Here is a 15,518-nt window from a genome sequence, read left to right as displayed (position 1 = left end):
CCGCGTCGTATTGGCGATAACCCCTGCTGACAAGCGCGTGAAATGATGATGCGCCGCGGCCCTGAAAACGATACGGCCCGCGCGAGGCGGGCCGTCCTGGACGGCGGGCCGCGATGGCCCGCCGAGGATCGATGCAGGGCGCGGCCTACAGGTCTGCCTTGAACGACTTGGTCCAGTACTCGAGGAACGCGGCCTTCTGCGCGGTCAGCTTGGGCAGGTCGTAAGGACGGATGCGCTTGAGCTCGGCCTCGGTGAAGCTGACGCGCTTGCGCAGGTCTTCGGGCAGTTCTGCATTGCGCACGGTGGGCGCGTAGCCCATGGCACGCGCGAAATTGACCTGGCCCGAGGGATCCAGCATGGCGTTCAGGTAGCCCCAGGCCGGCTCGCCGTTGCGCGAGTTCTTGGCGACGGCGCCTTCGAACACGACCGGGATGCTGCCTTCCTTGGGAATGACGAAATCCAGCGGCAGGCCGGCGTCGCGCCATTGCAGCGCACGCGCCTTCCACATGGCGGCGACCCAGATCTCGCCCGACTTGAACGCGGCGGCAACGGCCTCGTTGGAGGGGTACACGCGCGGCGAATTCTTCTTCAGCTCGGCCAGGAACTTCTTGCCCGGCTCGTAGCTGTCGAACTTCTCGCCCGCGCCGCCCGCGCCCACGAACACGCCGTTGTACTGGTACAGGATGTCAGAGAAACCGACACGGCCCTTGTTCTTCGGATCGAGCATGATGTCCAGCGAATCCGGCGCCGTCGGGAATTTCTCGGTGTTGTACACCAGGACCATCGCGCTGAAGATGTGCGGGATGGAATACGGCGTGCGGAACTGGTCGAACACGTTGCCCAGGTTGGGCAGGTACTTGGTGTTGTCCGCGACCGGGGCCAGGGCGCCCGACAGCGAGGCGTCGAACATGTCGACCTCGCCCAGCAGCGCCACGTCCATGCTGCCGCGGCGGGAATTGCGCTCGGCGCGCAGCTTGGTCACGCGGGCCACGGCGTTGCCGGTGTCGAACGTGACGTCGATGCCGGCCTTCTGCACGATGGGCCCGATGTGTTGCTGCAGCAGGTTCTGGTAGTCGCCGCCCCAGGTACCCACGACCACGTTGCCGCCGGCGGCGTGAGCCAGGCCCGGGATCATCGGCAGCGCGGGTGCCAGCACCAGGCCGGATGCGGTTTTCAGAAAGCTGCGGCGGTGCATGCCCCGTGAATTCATGATTGTCCTCTTTACGTGCGTGGGTACTGAAGAAGTGATGTGAACGACTGACTTGCGGATGTTCTACTGCTTGTGCAACCGTATTCTGCCTGCGGTGGCACCCCTCGGGTACTACCGATTACCCCTACTGGTGAAACGCGGTAACGCCGCCCTATTCCAGCGCCCGCAGCCGCACCGGCGCGTCCGGCGCCATGGCCTGCAGGTCCGCCAGTTCCAGGTCGCGCGTGATCACCACCAGCACGTCGCGGTCGGTCGGCGCCGAGGCCATGCGGCGCGGCATGCCGAACGTGCTGCCCACGCCCTGGATCAGGATGGGCTCGGCGCAGTCCGTCACCCGCAGCAGCGCCTTCACGCGCAGCAGGCGCTCGCCGCAGAAGCCGGTCAGATCATCCAGCCACATCGAGAAGTCGGTCCAGCTGATGGGGCCCGTGGCCTCGCCCGTCCATACGCGGATGCGCGGATGGCGCAAGGGCCCCGCGGCGCCCGCCTCGCGCAATGCCTGCAGGGCCAGGTCGACGGCCTGCGCGCCGGGCAGCGCGGCAAAGGCCTCGCGCACCGCGGCGGCACGGTCGGCCTCGGCCACGACGCGGGCCAGCGGATTCAACGCCTGCGCGCGGGCGCGATGCATGTCCAGTTCGCCGGCGGGCACCAGGTCGGTCTTGGTCAGCACGATGCGCTGCGCGGCGGCGAACTGCGCGGCCGCCTCTTCGAACTGCGGGTCGCCCAGCGCGCCGGCCCGGCAGTCGTAGGTGGTGACCACCGTCAGCCGCAGGCCGCGCGAGGCCAGCTCGGGATCGGCCAGCGAGGCGATGATCGGGCCGGGCCGCGACAGGCCGCTGGTTTCCAGGATGATGCGCTTCAACGGACCGTGCCCCGCCGGACGCGGCGCGTCCAGCAGCGCATTGACCGTGTGCACCAGGCTGCTGCGCAGCGAGCAGCACACGCAGCCGTTGGCCAGCAGCGTCATCAGCACGTCGTCCTTGCTGTCCGCCACGATGGCGCCGTCGATGCCGATCTCGCCGGCCTCGTTGACGATCACGCCCGTGTCGGCGCCGTCGTCCCCTTGCAGGAAATCGACCAGCAGGCTGGTCTTGCCGCTGCCCAGGAAGCCCGACAGGATGACCAGGTCAACGGGCGTGGGGGGGACCATCCGGATCTCCATCCCAGCTGCCGCGCACCAGTTCGCGCACGTCGGCCAGCAGTTGCTCGGTGTCGTACACCACGCCGCCCTTGACGGTGTAGCGCAGCGCGCGCTTCCATTCGACTTCGCCGGTGTCGTCGTTCAGGCGCATGGCGCCCGTGCCGAACAGCAGCTTGAAGTCTTCCAGCGGGTTCTGGTCCAGGATCAGCAGGTCGGCGCGCTTCCCCACGTCCACCGAACCCGTTTCCTCGTCGATGCCCAGCAGCTCGGCGCCCAGCGAGGTGGCCGCGCGCAGCACCTCCAGCGGGTGGAAGCCGGCTTCCTGCAGCAGCTCCAGTTCGCGCACGAAGCCGAAGCCGTAGATCTGGAAGATGAAGCCCGAGTCGCTGCCCGCGCACACGCGTCCGCCCAGGTTCTTGTACTCGTTGATGAACTGCATCCACAGGCGGTAGTTCTGCTTCCACTCGATCTCGTTGGTGGTGCTCCAGCGATACCAGTAGGCGCCGTGGCCGCCGCGCTGCGGCTGGAAGTACTTCCAGATGGCCTTCCAGGTGTAGTCGTCGTGCCAGTCGGCGCGGCGCGCGCGCATCAGGTCGCGGTTGGCGTCGTAGATGTTGAACGTGGGCACGAAGGTGTGGCCCAGTTCCAGGAAGCGGTCCATCACCTCGCGCCACTTGGCGCTGCCCGGCTGCGCCGCCTGCATGAAGGTCTGGCCGGCCAGCGCGAAGCGGTAGTACTCGTCGCTGTAGTTGTAGTCGGTGGGGAAGTCCTGCACCACGCGCGTCTCGAACAGCGCCTCGGGCAGGCCGTAATAGTGTTCGGAACTGGTCAGGCCCCACTCGGCCGACTTCAGCGCGTTCACGCGCGTCACCGCCATCTGCGCATGGTGGCAGCCCGAACGCAGGCCCAGCTTGCGGGCCTCGTCCAGCGCGGCCTGCATGATGGCCGGCGGCGCGCCGAAGAACTTGATGCCGTCGGCGCCGCGCGCATGCAGCTTGCGCACCCATTCGCGGCCCTGCTCGGGCGTGTGGATGGTCTTGACGCGGTCGTTGACGGCCGGAAACGCCACGTGCGCCACGATGTTCGGCGCGGCGATCTGGTTGCTGGCGGCCAGCTGCTTCTGCTCCAGGTTCCAGCCCAGGCCGTTGATCGAGCCCATCTCGCGGATGGTGGTCACGCCGTGGGCCAGCCACAGCTTGTAGATGTAGTCGGCGGGCGGCACCTCGCCGCTCATCGAGTGGTACGGCGTGCCGATGTGCGCGTGCGAATCGATGAAGCCCGGCGTGACGTACTTGCCGTGGCAGTCGATCTCGTGCTCGCCCGCGGCCGGGCGGCGCGCGGGATTGATCGCCTTGTGCGGCGTGCCCACGTTGACGATGGCCACGATGCGGTCGTTCTCGACCACGATGTCCACCGGCCCCCAAGGCGGCGCGCCGGTGCCGTCGATGATGGTGGCGCCGCGCAGCACCAGGCGCCTGTACGGGCCGTCGCCGCGGTCGCGCGCGCTGGCCGCGTGCGGCGGATGCCAGCCCTTGGCGGCGTTCAGGTCGCGCGACTCTTCGCCGACCTCGGCATTGGCATGGGGATTGTCTGTGGACATGGATGGGTTGCCTCGATGTGGCGTCATGTGGTGTAGCGCGTCATTGCGTTGTTCTTGATCTGGGGCGTGCCTTCCGAGATGGGGATGATCTCGGCCGGCCGCGACTCGGGCTCGGCCATGCCGGGCACCCAGAACCAGTAGTGATTGGTGGGCAGGCCGTTGACCGCCACCACGCGGTGCTTGCCGCGCGTGTCGATGGCGTGGATCGTCACGCGGCTGATCAGCCCGCCCTTCAGGGCGCGCAGGTCGTTGACGGCCTCTTCCACGGCGCGCTCGACGCTCATGCCCATCTTCATGTACAGCACCACGGCGCGCGCGGTGCCGGCGCGGATGGTCATCTCACCCGCGCCCGTGCACGCGCAGGCGCCGTAGCGGCTGTCGGCGTACGAGCCCGCGCCGATCACCGGGCTGTCGCCCAGGCGGCCCGGATACTTCCAGCCCCAACCCGAGGTGCTGGTGCCCGCCGCGACGTGGCGGCCGGCGTCGATGGACAGGAACACCGTGGTGTCGCGGCCGATCTCGGGATCGACGGCGGACCGGCAATAGTCCGCCAGCGGCACCTCGGGCCAGGCGCCCTTGTCCTGCTCGCGGACCTCTGCCTCGTACCAGCGCCGCCAGGCGCGGCGCGAATGATCGGCCAGCAGGTCGCACGGCTCGGCGCCGATCTCGCGCGCGAAGCGCGCGGCGCCCTCGCCCACCAGGAACTCGTGCGGCAGGCGCTCAAGCAACTGGCGCGCCACGCTGACCGGATGGCGAAAACCCTGCAGCGCGCCCACGGAGCCGGTGCGCAGCGTGGTGCCGTCCATCAACGAGGCGTCCAGCTCGACCTGCCCCAGCAGGTTGGGCCAGCCGCCGGTGCCGACGGTGCGCACGTTCTCGTCGTCCTCGACGACGCGCACGCCCGCCTCGATGGCGTCCAGGCCGCGCGCGCCCTCGGCCAGCATGCGCGCCGTGACGCGGATGCCGGACTTGCCCTCGTTGTTGGTCAGGACGATCATGCGCGCGCCCCTCAGCCTATGGTCATCAGGCTGGCGTTGCCGCCGGCCGCCGCGGTGTTGATGCTCAGCGAGCACTCCGTCAGCAGGCGGTCGGGCACGTAGGCCGCGCCCGCCGCCAGCGCGTCGGACGTGAGCCCCTGCACCGACAGGATCGGTCCGGGACGCGCCGCCACGCGGCGGTTCAGCTCGCGCAGCGCGTCGCCGTCGCCCTCGAACAGCACGGCGTCGTAGGCGGCGCCGTCGATGCCGCCGTCCTGCACCAGCTCGATGCGATCGCGCGCCGCGGCGTCCTGCCTGTCGCGCCACTGGCGCGCCGCGGGCGTGTCCAGCAGCAGCAAGGCATTGCCGGTGAGCTGCGCCGCGGCCCACTGCGCCTGCGCGCCGGCCGCCGTGGCGGCTACGCCCAGCACGCGGCCGCGCGGCAGCAGGCGGTACGTGTTCTGTTCGCCGGTCGGGCCGGGCAGCGCCAGGGCCAGCGGCTGGTTGTGCGAGGCCTCGGCCCAGGCCGGCAGCCCGGTGGGACGCACGGCCAGCAGGCGGTACAGGTACAGCGGACCGCCGGCCTTGGGACCGGTGCCCGACAGGCCCTCGCCGCCGAACGGCTGCACGCCCACCACGGCGCCCACGATGTTGCGGTTGACGTACATGTTGCCCGCGTGGATCTTGCCGGTGACCTTGGCGATGGTCTCGTCGATGCGCGTGTGCACGCCGAACGTCAGGCCATAGCCCGTGCCGTTGATCTGGTCCAGCACGCCGTCCAGGTCGTCGCGCGCGTAGCGCAGCACGTGCAGCACGGGGCCGAACACCTCGCGCGTCAGTTCGCTCAGGTCGTCCAGCTCGATCAGCGTGGGCGGCACGAAGGTGCCGTAGCGCGTGCGCGCATCCATCTCGATCTGGTCGACGCGGCGGCCGGCCGTGCGCATGGCCTCGATGTGGCGCTGGATGCCGTTGCGGGCTTCCGCGTCGATCACCGGGCCCACATCGGTGGACAGCTGGTCTGGATTGCCCACGCGCAGCTCGCGCATGGCGCCGCGCAGCATGGTCAGCACGTGGTCGGCGCTGTCTTCCTGCACGCACAGCACGCGCAGCGCCGAACAGCGCTGGCCGGCCGAGTCGTAGGCCGAGTTCAGCACGTCGGCCACGACCTGCTCGGCCAGTGCCGACGAGTCGACGATCATGGCGTTCTGGCCGCCGGTCTCGGCGATCAGCGGGATGGTGCGGCCGGCGTCGTCCAGGCGGTCTGCCAGGGCGCGCGCGATCAGGCGCGCCACCTCGGTCGAGCCCGTGAACATCACGCCGTGCACGCCCGGACTGGCCACCAGTTCGGCGCCCACGGTCTCGCCGCGGCCCGGCAGCAACTGCACCGCGCCCGCGGGCACGCCGGCCTGGCGCAGGATCTCGACCGCCTGCGCGGCGATCAGCGGCGTCTGTTCGGCGGGCTTGGCGATGACGGTGTTGCCCGCCGCCAGCGCGGCCGCGACCTGGCCGGTGAAGATGGCCAGCGGGAAGTTCCACGGGCTGATGCACAGCACGGTACCCAGCGGGCGGTGCGTGTCGTTGCCGAACTCGCGTTCGATCTGGTCGGCGTAGTAGCGCAGGAAGTCGACGGCCTCGCGCACCTCGGCAATGGCGTTGGGCAGCGACTTGCCGGCCTCGCGCACGATCAGGCCCAGCAGGCCCTGCATGCGTTCCTCCAGCAGCTGCGCGGCGCGGCGCAGGCACTGCGCGCGCGCCTCGACCGGCGTGGACTGCCAGATCGGCGCGGCGTTGGCGGCCTCGCGCAGCGCGGCCTTCACCTCGCTGGAATCGGCCTCGATGACCCGGCCCACCACGTCGCGGTGGTCGGCCGGATTGCGCACGTCGGCGGCGCGCTCGTCGTTCCAGGTAGCCGCCTCGCCCAGCATCGGGCCCGCGCGCCACGCGGTCGCGGCGCTGGCCAGCAGCGCGGCCGAAAGGGAACTGAGGCGATGCTCGTTGCTCAGGTCCAGGCCGGCAGAGTTGATGCGCTCGCCCTTGGCCGCGGACCCGTACAGCTCGCGCGGCAGCGGAATCTTCTCGTGCGGCGCGCCCAGCGGCACCACGCGCGCGGCCGCCTCGACGGGATCGGCCACCAGCTGGTCGACGGGGATGCTTTCGTCGCCGATCAGGTTGACGAAGGAGGTGTTGGCGCCGTTCTCCAGCAGGCGGCGCACCAGGTAGGCCAGCAGCGTCTCGTGCGTGCCCACCGGCGCGTAGATGCGGCACGGGCGGTTCAGCTTGCCCTGCGCCACCGGCCCCACCACCTCTTCGTACAGCGGTTCGCCCATGCCATGCAGGCACTGGAACTCGTACTGGCCGGGATAGTAGTTCTGGCCGGCCAGCTGGTAGATGGCCGCCAGCGTGTAGGCGTTGTGCGTGGCGAACTGCGGATAGACGGCCTCCGGCGCGCCCAGCAGCTTGCGGGCGCACGCCAGGTACGCCACGTCGGTGTAGATCTTGCGGGTATAGACCGGATAGCCTTCCAGGCCGTCGACCTGGGCGCGCTTGATCTCGGTGTCCCAGTAGGCGCCCTTCACCAGCCGCACCATGATGCGGTGGCGGCTGCGGCGCGCCAGGTCGATCACGAAGTCGATGACGAACGGCGCGCGCTTCTGGTAGGCCTGGATGACGAAGCCGATGCCGTTCCAGCCCTCCAGCTCGGGCGTGTGACAGAGCGCCTCCAGCAGGTCCAGCGAGATCTCGAGGCGGTCGGCCTCTTCGGCATCGATGTTCAGGCCCACGTCGTAGCCGCGCGCCAGCACGGCCAGCGCGCGCACGCGCGGCAGCAGCTCGCTCATGACGCGGTCGCGCTGGGCGCGCGCGTAGCGCGGATGCAGCGCCGACAGCTTGATCGAGATGCCGGGGCCTTCGTAGATACCACGGCCCGCGCCGGCCTTGCCGATGGCATGGATGGCCTGCTCGTACGAGGCGTAGTAGCGCTCGGCGTCCTCGGCCGTGGTGGCGGCCTCGCCCAGCATGTCGTACGAATAGCGGAAGCCGCGCGACTCCATCTTGCGGTTGTTGGCCAGCGCCTCGGAGATGGTCTGGCCCGACACGAACTGCTCGCCCATCATGCGCATCGCGAGGTTCACGCCCTTGCGGATCAGGGGCTCGCCGCCCTTGCCGATCAGGCGCGTCAGCGCGCGCGACAGGTTCTGCTCGCTGTTCACGGCCACCAGCTTGCCCGTCAGCATCAGGCCCCAGGTGGCCGCGTTGACGAACAGCGACTGGCGTCCGCCGATGTGCGACTTCCAGTCGCCGCGGGCCACCTTGTCGCGGATCAGCGCGTCGCGCGTGGCGCGGTCGGGAATGCGCAGCAGGGCTTCGGCCAGGCACATCAGCGCCACGCCTTCCTGGCTGGACAGCGAGAACTCCTGGATCAGGCCTTCCACGCCGCCGCCCGTGCGCTTGCCGCGCAGGGCCTGCACCAGGCCTGCGGCCATGGCGTGGATCTTCTCCAGGTTGGGCATGCGCGCCTGCCCCAGCAGCAGCGGCACGCATTCGGGCTCGGGGCGCCGGTAGGCCGCGGTGATGGCCGCGCGCAGCACGGATTGCGGCTGCACGTCCTGGCCGAACTCGAAGAAAGGCGGGGTGGCGGCCGAAGCCGCGTTGTCGGTGTCTTCGCTCTCGGCCTCGTCGGCCGACAGGTGCGCCATCTCGGCGGGCAGCTGCCCGCGCTCGATCTTGTCGAGGTAAGACAGCAACGCCTGCTTGTGCAGCCAGTGCGGCGTGCAGTTGAGCTTCTGCGCGGCCGCTTTGAGGCGGTCACGCAGGGCGTCGTCCACCTTGACGCCCAGAGTTGTACTGACCATGGCGAATTCAGGCCTTGAGTTCGTTGTGATGGATCGCGCCGTCTTTCATCACCAGGGGAATATGGTCGCCCTGGCCCAGCAGGCACGACACGTCGCGGTACGGATTGCCGTCCACCACCAGCACGTCGGCGGTGGCGCCCGGCACCAGGCGGCCCAGGCGGCCTTCCATGCGCAGCACCTCGGCGGCCGTGGTGGTGGCGCTCTGGATCACTTCCCAGTTCGACAGCACTTCGGCGCGGATGCGGAATTCGTCGCTCTGCAGGCGCTGCGACGGACCCAGCAGGTCGGAGCCGAAGCCCATCTTCACGCCGGCCTTCTTGTAGATTTCCAGCGAATGCAGGCCGGCGGTGCGCACCGTGGCGATCTTGGCGACGCTGTCGGGCGGCAGGCCGTAGTCGGCGCCTTCGTTGGCCAGCGCTTCGTAGGTGACCAGCGTGGGCACCACGAACGCGCCCTTCTCGGCCATGATCTTGGCCACGCGCTCGTCGACCAGGTTGCCGTGCTCGATGGTGCGCACGCCCAGGCGCACGGCGCGCTCGATGGCCTCGGCCGTGTACGAGTGGGCCATCACATAGGTCTGGCGGCCGGCGGCTTCCTCGACGATGACGCGGATCTCGTCCTCGGAGTAGCCGAACGAGGCGATGGGGTCGGTGGGCGAGGCCACGCCGCCCGAGGCCATCATCTTGATCTGGTCGGCGCCCATCTGCAGTTCCTGGCGCACGGCCTTGCGCACGTCCTCGATGCCGTCGGCCACGCGGCCGATGTCGCCGGCGCGGAAGCAGCAGCCGCAGAAGCTCATGGGACGCAGGTGGTCGGAACGGGGACGCGGATCGCCGTGGCCGCCGGTCTGGCTGATGGCGCGGCCCGAGATGAACAGGCGCGGGCCCGCCACGACGCCCTCTTCCACGGCGCACTTCAGGCCCCAGCCGGCGCCGCCCGCATCGCGCACGGTGGTGAAGCCGCGGCGCAGCATGGCGGACATGATGGGCACGGCGCGCATCATCACCAGCGCGTCGGGCAGCACGCCCTGCGAGCTGAGGTTCAGCTGCGTGGCCATGACGTGGGCGTGCAGGTCGATCAGGCCGGGCATCAGCGTCTTGCCGGCCACGTCGATGACCTGGGCGGATGAGGCCGACAGCGGCTTATCGGACACTTCCTTGATCTTCCCGTCCTCCACCAGCACGTGGAAGCCCTCCTGCAGCTCGGGCTGCGTGGGATCGAGCAAGGCGGCATTCTTGAACAGTACAGCGGTCATTCTGGTTGCTCCGTACGTATCGTTATCGGAATCAGGTCGGAAGGAAAATCAGGAGCCCATCGTCTTGACGTAGCGGCGATGGATCAGCCAGTTGGAAAAGGTCGCGATCAGCAGCGTGGCGCACACCAGCACCAGCGCCAGCGCCGAGCCGAACGGCCAGTTCGAGGCGCGCGTGATCTGGTCGTACAGCGCCGGCGCCATCATGGTCAGGCCGGTGCCGCCCAGCAGCACGGGCGTGGCGTAGGCGTTCATGCACAGGATGAACACCAGCATGGTGCCGGCCGCCACGCCGGGCGCGGCGATGGGCAGCAGCACGCGGCGGAAGGTGGTGAAGAAGCCCGCGCCCAGGTTCTGCGCGGCCTCCTCCACGGAGAAGTCGATGCCTTCCAGAACGCTCTGCAACGTGAGGATGAGATAGGGCATGACCACCGCGGTGGTGCCGATGACCACGGCCGTGGGCGTGTACATGAACTTCATCGGCTGGCTGATCAGGCCCAGGGTCGACAGCAGCGCGTTCAACGCGCCGGCGTTGCCCAGGATCACCATCCAGCCGGCGGCGCGCACCACGTTGCCCACCATCAGCGGGAACACCAGCAGGATGATGAACAGGCTCTTGTAGCGGCTCTGCGTCTTGGCCAGGAAGTACGCCACCGGAAAGCCCAGCACCAGCGCCAGCACCGTGCACAGCGCGGCCACCCAGATCGTGTTGAAGAACACGTCGTGGTAGTACGGGTCGGAGAAGAAGCGCACGTAGTTCTCGAACGTGAACGCCTCCTGCATCATTTCCTGCGGATCGAACTTGTTGAAGCTGTAGCGGAACAGCAGCAGGATCGGCACCATGATGATCAGCAGCACCACCAGCGAGGCCGGGAAGGCCATGCTGGGGCCGAGCAGGCGCGATTCGCGGCTGGGTCGGGCGATAGCGGTCGTCGTCATCGCGGCCCCGTCATTCCGAGAACAGCACGCAGTCGGCCGGCTGGAAGCTGGCGTACACACGCGTGCCCGTGGCCAGCGTCAGGTCGTTGCGCGCCGCGCCGTTGGCGACCTGGCTGGCGATGATCTCGCCGCTGTCCAGCTTCACGCGCACCTCCAGCAGCGACCCCAGGTACACGGCCGACTCGACCGTGCCGGCCAGCGTGTTGCCCTGCCCCGGCTGCGCCGAGAGGTAGACGCGCTCGGGCCGCACGCCCAGGTGGCGCGCATTGGCCACGCCGCTTCGCGCCGCGATGCGCGTGCCCTTGTCGGTGACGAAGGCCGAGCCGTCCAGGCCGCCGCGGAAGAAGTTCATCTTGCCCAGGAAGTCGGCCACGAACAGGTTGGCGGGCCGCTCGTACAGCTCTTGCGGGCCGCCGACCTGCTGCACCTTGCCGTCGTGCATGATGGCCATGCGGTCGGCGATGGCCAGGGCTTCTTCCTGGTCGTGCGTGACGAAGATGGTGGTCAGGCCCAGGCGCTGCTGCAGCGCGCGGATTTCCTCGCGCACCTCGACGCGCAGCTTGGCGTCCAGGTTGGACAGCGGTTCGTCCAGCAGGAACACCTTGGGCTGGATGGCCAGCGCGCGGGCGATGGCCACGCGCTGCTGCTGGCCGCCGGACAGCTGGCGCGGATAGCGGTCGCGCAGGTCGGTCATGCGCACCATGTCGAGCACCGTGCGGATGCGCGTGTCGCGCTCGGCCGCCGGCACCTTGTGCATCTCCAGGCCGAAGGACACGTTCTGCGCCACGGTCATGTGAGGGAACAGCGCGTAGCGCTGGAACACCATGCCGGTGTTGCGCTTGTGCACGGGCAGCGGCGTGACGTCGGTCTCGCCGATGCGGATCGTGCCCGCCGTGGGTTCGATGAAGCCCGCGATCATCCGCAGCGTGGTGGTCTTGCCGCAGCCGCTGGGGCCGAGGAAAGCCACCAGCTCGCCGTCGGCGATGTCCAGGGAAAAGTCGGAAACCGCAACCGAGTTGCCGAATTGCTTCTTGAGTCGTTCGATGGAGACCTTGGCCATTTTTTCTTAAACCACCTGGCTGAGTTTCACGAAGCGGTCGGTCACCAGCATGACGATGCCCAACAGCAGGATCTGGACCGATGCCACCGCCGCGATGGTGGGATCCAGATTGAATTCGAGGTATTGCATGATTGCGATGGGCAGGGTCGTATGGCCCGGGCCCACCAGGGAAAGCGACAGTTCGAGGTTCTCGAACGAGACCACGAAGCTGAACAGCGCCGCCGCCACGATGGCCGGCCGCAGCATGGGCAGCGTGACGCGCAGGAAGGCCACTCGGCCGCTGGCGCCCAGGTTGCGGGCCGCCTCTTCGATGGAAGGATCCAGGCCGGCCATGCTGGCCGACACCAGGCGCACGGTCCAGGGAATGGTCAGGCACACGTGGGCGATGACCAGCCCGCCGTACGTGCCCACGATGTCCATGTCCAGGTAGTTCTCGGCCGCCAGGTAGAACAGGTAGATGGCGATGCCGGCGACGATGCCCGGGATGAGCAGCGGCGACAGCAGCAGCGTGTTGACGCTGCGCCCGCCCGCGAACTTGTAGCGGACGATGCCCAGTGCGGCCAGCACGCCCATCGCCACGCCGGCGACGGCGGCCAGCACGGCTACCTGCAGGCTGAACAGGAAACCGTTGGCGAAGGCGTCGTTGTCCCAGGCCTTCAAGTACCACTGCGTGGTGTAGCCGGACGGGGGGAAGAAAAGGATGGCGTCCTTGAAGAAGCTCAGCCACACCACGAAGATCAGCGGGCAGAGCATGAAGAAGTACATCAGGACGACGAAGGCGCGATGCAGGATGCGCGCCAGGGGAAAGCGGCCTCGCCGGACGGGAGCCGGCGCATCGGCGCCCGGGGCGGGCGTAGCGGTGATTGCCAAGACACTTCCTTAGTAAGACACCGCGCCACGGACAGGCCCGTGAAAAAGAACGCGGTGTATCTATCGGTAAACCGGGATACTAAGGAAGTTGCAACCGATTTGAAATGCTGGTTAACCTTTAAGGGTTTACCCTTGACAACATGCCTGGAGCCTCACGCACAGACATGCGTCTCAGGCACTCACGCAGCCCAGCACCCTCACCCGAGCGGACGCCGGCGTGGCGGACTTGCCCTGCGACCGGATGGCCGAGGCGATGGTGTCGCCCAGCAGCACGACCGCCTGCTGGTGCGCCTGCACCAGCGAGGCCTCGGTCTGGCTGCCGGCGTCTGCCGCGGCGGTGCCGTTCGGCACGGGCACGTCGACCCGGCTGCGGCACAGCAGGCCCGCGGTCCTGTCCAGCGCGTCGCGCCGCACGCGCCACGTGGCCTCGATCACGGAGGCCGCGCCCGGCGTGGACTCGAAGCGCTGCACGTCCACCAGCACGCGCCACACGGGCGTATCGCCCAGGGGCTTGACCACGCGCACGTCGGGCACGCCCAGGCGCTGCGTCAGCGCCGCGGACAGCGCATCGCGGAACTCGTCGGACAGCGGCGAGCTCCAGCGGTCGGAATACTGGGCGGTAAGCTGCCCCGTGCCGCTGCGCAGCATCAGCTGCGGCTGGTCCACCTGCGGCGGCACGCTGACGGGCAGCACCTCGATCATGTAGCCGGCGGGCACGGCTGCGGTCTGCGCAGGGGCATCGGCCACCCCGGCAGCGGACGGCGGTGCCACCAGCGTGTGGTACCGCACCGGCGGGGATCCTGCGCATCCGGCCAGCGTGGCGGCGGCCAGCGCGGCCGCCCCCGCCAATCGGAACAGGGACGCGCGCGCGGTCCGCGCGCGGCCGTTCGAGCGCGCGGCGGACGGCAAGGCGAAAAGGCGTTGTGTCATCTAGTTCCTCACGGGGCCGGCGCCCGGGATGGGATCGTCGCCGCGCCCGCGCAGCAGCGATTCCGGATTGGTCTGCAGGAATTCCGACAGGGCTCGCAGCGACCGCGCCGCGCGCGACAGTTCCTGCATGGCGCGCTCGGCATTGACCGGCAGCGAGGCGTCGGGCGCCAGCATGCGGTCGACGCTCTGCAGCGACTGCTGGGCCTGCCGCAGCACCTTGCGCGCATCGGGCGCCAACTGCTTGTCGATCTGGTTGACCACGCGCGAGGTGCTCTGCAACGTATTGTGCAGGTCCTTGCCGATCTGCTCGAACGGGATCTTCTCGATCTTGCTGACGATGCTGCCGATCTGCTCCTGCAGCTGGTCGAGCTGGCCCGGCATGGTCGGGATCATGGCGGGATCGCTGGGCACGAACTCCACCGGCTTGGCTTTCGGGAACGAATCCAGCACCACGTACAGCTGGCCCGTCAGCAGGTTGGCCGAACGCAGCTGCGCGCGCAGGCCGTACTTGATCATCGTGCCCAGCAGCTTCTGGCCGGCCTGGAGATTGCCGCCGGTCTCGGCCTGCAGCTTCTCGTAGACGCCGCCCAGGCGTTCGGGATACAGCGTGGCGTCGGCCAGCGCGTAGAAACGCTTCTTCTCGGTATCGAAGTCGATGGTGACCGCGGTGACGTCGCCCAGCGTGATGCCCTGGAAGTCGACCGGCGCGCCCACCGCCAGCCCGCGCACCGACTGGTCGAACCGCATGCGGATGCGGAACGGCGTGCCGTCGGGATTGGACTTGGCGTCGGCCTCGCCGGAATACAGGTCGAACTGCGCGTCCGCCTTGGCCGGCTCGGCCTGGCGGGTGGACAGATGCTCGAACGCGATGCCGCCAATGGCCATGGACACCAGCGACTGCGTGCGCATCTTCAGGCCGTCCGCGTTGACCGACACATCGACCCCGCTGGCATTCCAGAAGCGCGTGCCTTCGGTGACGAAGCGGTCGTTGGGCGCGTCGATGAACACCTCGATGTTGACCGCCTGCCCATCCTTGTCCAGCGCATAGCCCACCACGCGGCCCACGTTGATGCGGCGGTAGTAGACCGGCGATCCGATGTCCAGCGACCCCAGGTTGCTGGCCCGCAGCACGAAACGTTTGCCCGTGCGGTCGTGCGTCACCGCGGGTGGCGTCTCCAGGCCCACGAAACTGAGCTTCTCGGGCTTGCCCTTCTTGTCGGCCACGCCCTCGGAAGCATCCACGCCGATGTAGGCGCCCGACAGCAGCGTGCCCAGCCCCGATACGCCCGTGAAGCCCAGGCGCGGGCGCACCACCCAGAAGTTGGTGCCGTCGCGCGCCAGGTCGGCCACTTCCTTGGCCAGCGCCGCCTCGACGACCACCTTGCTGCGATCCTCGTTGAAGCGGATGCCCTTGACCACGCCGATGACGACGTCCTTGTAGCGCACCTGGGTCTTGCCGACCTCCAGGCCCTCGGCGGTCTCGAACTGGATGGTGATCTCGGGGCCCGCCTGCATCCAGGTGCGGACCACCAGCGACAGGCCCGCGATGGCCGCCACGATGGGCACCAGCCAGATCCAGGACATGCGGCGCTTTTTCTTCCTGACGACGTCCGGTACGCCTACGGTTGCCCGGGAAGCGGGCTCGATCTTGTTGTCTGGCGTAGGGTCAGCCATGGGCTCGTGACTCT

Annotated in this window: 11 protein-coding genes; all 11 read right to left on the bottom strand. The window is 68.8% G+C overall.

Going from position 1 to position 15,518, the window contains the following annotated elements:
• Positions 1 to 145: 145 nt before the first annotated feature.
• The 11 genes from FS845_RS12265 to FS845_RS12215 all read right to left on the bottom strand — a co-directional run bounded on the left by FS845_RS12265 (position 146) and on the right by FS845_RS12215 (position 15,504).
• Positions 146 to 1,210: an extracellular solute-binding protein gene (locus tag FS845_RS12265; protein WP_144635158.1), complete on the bottom strand. Its 1,065-nt coding sequence runs from the start codon at positions 1,208 to 1,210 to the stop codon at positions 146 to 148.
• Positions 1,211 to 1,361: 151 nt separating this feature from the next.
• Positions 1,362 to 2,360 (bottom strand): CobW family GTP-binding protein, encoded by a 999-nt coding sequence (locus FS845_RS12260; protein WP_144635155.1) that lies wholly within the window; start codon positions 2,358 to 2,360, stop codon positions 1,362 to 1,364.
• Positions 2,338 to 3,951: an amidohydrolase family protein gene (locus FS845_RS12255; RefSeq protein WP_144635152.1), complete on the bottom strand. Its 1,614-nt coding sequence runs from the start codon at positions 3,949 to 3,951 to the stop codon at positions 2,338 to 2,340. The genes FS845_RS12260 and FS845_RS12255 overlap by 23 nt, the downstream gene beginning before the upstream one ends.
• Before the next feature lie 23 nt (positions 3,952 to 3,974).
• Positions 3,975 to 4,949, bottom strand: a complete 975-nt coding sequence (locus FS845_RS12250; protein WP_144635149.1) for a N(4)-(beta-N-acetylglucosaminyl)-L-asparaginase — start codon at positions 4,947 to 4,949, stop codon at positions 3,975 to 3,977.
• Between the two features lie 11 nt (positions 4,950 to 4,960).
• On the bottom strand, positions 4,961 to 8,779 hold the full coding sequence (putA, locus tag FS845_RS12245) for a trifunctional transcriptional regulator/proline dehydrogenase/L-glutamate gamma-semialdehyde dehydrogenase (protein ID WP_144635144.1): 3,819 nt from the start codon (positions 8,777 to 8,779) through the stop codon (positions 4,961 to 4,963).
• Positions 8,780 to 8,786: 7 nt separating this feature from the next.
• On the bottom strand, positions 8,787 to 10,034 hold the full coding sequence (locus FS845_RS12240) for a metal-dependent hydrolase family protein (RefSeq protein ID WP_144635141.1): 1,248 nt from the start codon (positions 10,032 to 10,034) through the stop codon (positions 8,787 to 8,789).
• Between the two features lie 48 nt (positions 10,035 to 10,082).
• On the bottom strand, positions 10,083 to 10,970 hold the full coding sequence (locus tag FS845_RS12235) for an ABC transporter permease (protein ID WP_144635138.1): 888 nt from the start codon (positions 10,968 to 10,970) through the stop codon (positions 10,083 to 10,085).
• Between the two features lie 10 nt (positions 10,971 to 10,980).
• Positions 10,981 to 12,030 carry an ABC transporter ATP-binding protein gene (locus FS845_RS12230; protein ID WP_144635135.1) on the bottom strand — a complete coding sequence of 350 codons (1,050 nt, stop codon included), beginning with the start codon at positions 12,028 to 12,030 and terminating at the stop codon, positions 10,981 to 10,983.
• 6 nt (positions 12,031 to 12,036) lie between these two features.
• Entirely contained in the window at positions 12,037 to 12,795 is a 759-nt protein-coding gene (locus tag FS845_RS12225; RefSeq protein ID WP_144635781.1) for an ABC transporter permease, read from the bottom strand.
• Between the two features lie 276 nt (positions 12,796 to 13,071).
• Entirely contained in the window at positions 13,072 to 13,830 is a 759-nt protein-coding gene (locus FS845_RS12220) for a membrane integrity-associated transporter subunit PqiC (RefSeq protein WP_144635132.1), read from the bottom strand.
• Positions 13,831 to 15,504 carry an intermembrane transport protein PqiB gene (locus tag FS845_RS12215; protein ID WP_144635129.1) on the bottom strand — a complete coding sequence of 558 codons (1,674 nt, stop codon included), beginning with the start codon at positions 15,502 to 15,504 and terminating at the stop codon, positions 13,831 to 13,833.
• Positions 15,505 to 15,518: the final 14 nt, after the last annotated feature.

This window comes from Bordetella genomosp. 13, from assembly GCF_007679965.1.
Lineage (GTDB): Bacteria > Pseudomonadota > Gammaproteobacteria > Burkholderiales > Burkholderiaceae_B > Bordetella.
The sequence above is the reverse complement of the archived record's forward strand: the minus strand, read 5'-3'. Positions and strand labels throughout refer to the sequence as shown.

Bases quoted from the DNA above. Each gene is read 5' to 3' on its own strand.
- FS845_RS12265 (WP_144635158.1), bottom strand. From the start codon at position 1,210: ATGAATTCACGGGGCATGCACCGCCGCAGCTTTCTGAAAACCGCATCC.
- FS845_RS12260 (WP_144635155.1), bottom strand. From the start codon at position 2,360: ATGGTCCCCCCCACGCCCGTTGACCTGGTCATCCTGTCGGGCTTCCTG.
- FS845_RS12255 (WP_144635152.1), bottom strand. From the start codon at position 3,951: ATGTCCACAGACAATCCCCATGCCAATGCCGAGGTCGGCGAAGAGTCG.
- FS845_RS12250 (WP_144635149.1), bottom strand. From the start codon at position 4,949: ATGATCGTCCTGACCAACAACGAGGGCAAGTCCGGCATCCGCGTCACG.
- putA (WP_144635144.1), bottom strand. From the start codon at position 8,779: ATGGTCAGTACAACTCTGGGCGTCAAGGTGGACGACGCCCTGCGTGAC.
- FS845_RS12240 (WP_144635141.1), bottom strand. From the start codon at position 10,034: ATGACCGCTGTACTGTTCAAGAATGCCGCCTTGCTCGATCCCACGCAG.
- FS845_RS12235 (WP_144635138.1), bottom strand. From the start codon at position 10,970: ATGACGACGACCGCTATCGCCCGACCCAGCCGCGAATCGCGCCTGCTC.
- FS845_RS12230 (WP_144635135.1), bottom strand. From the start codon at position 12,030: ATGGCCAAGGTCTCCATCGAACGACTCAAGAAGCAATTCGGCAACTCG.
- FS845_RS12225 (WP_144635781.1), bottom strand. From the start codon at position 12,795: ATGTACTTCTTCATGCTCTGCCCGCTGATCTTCGTGGTGTGGCTGAGC.
- FS845_RS12220 (WP_144635132.1), bottom strand. From the start codon at position 13,830: ATGACACAACGCCTTTTCGCCTTGCCGTCCGCCGCGCGCTCGAACGGC.
- FS845_RS12215 (WP_144635129.1), bottom strand. From the start codon at position 15,504: ATGGCTGACCCTACGCCAGACAACAAGATCGAGCCCGCTTCCCGGGCA.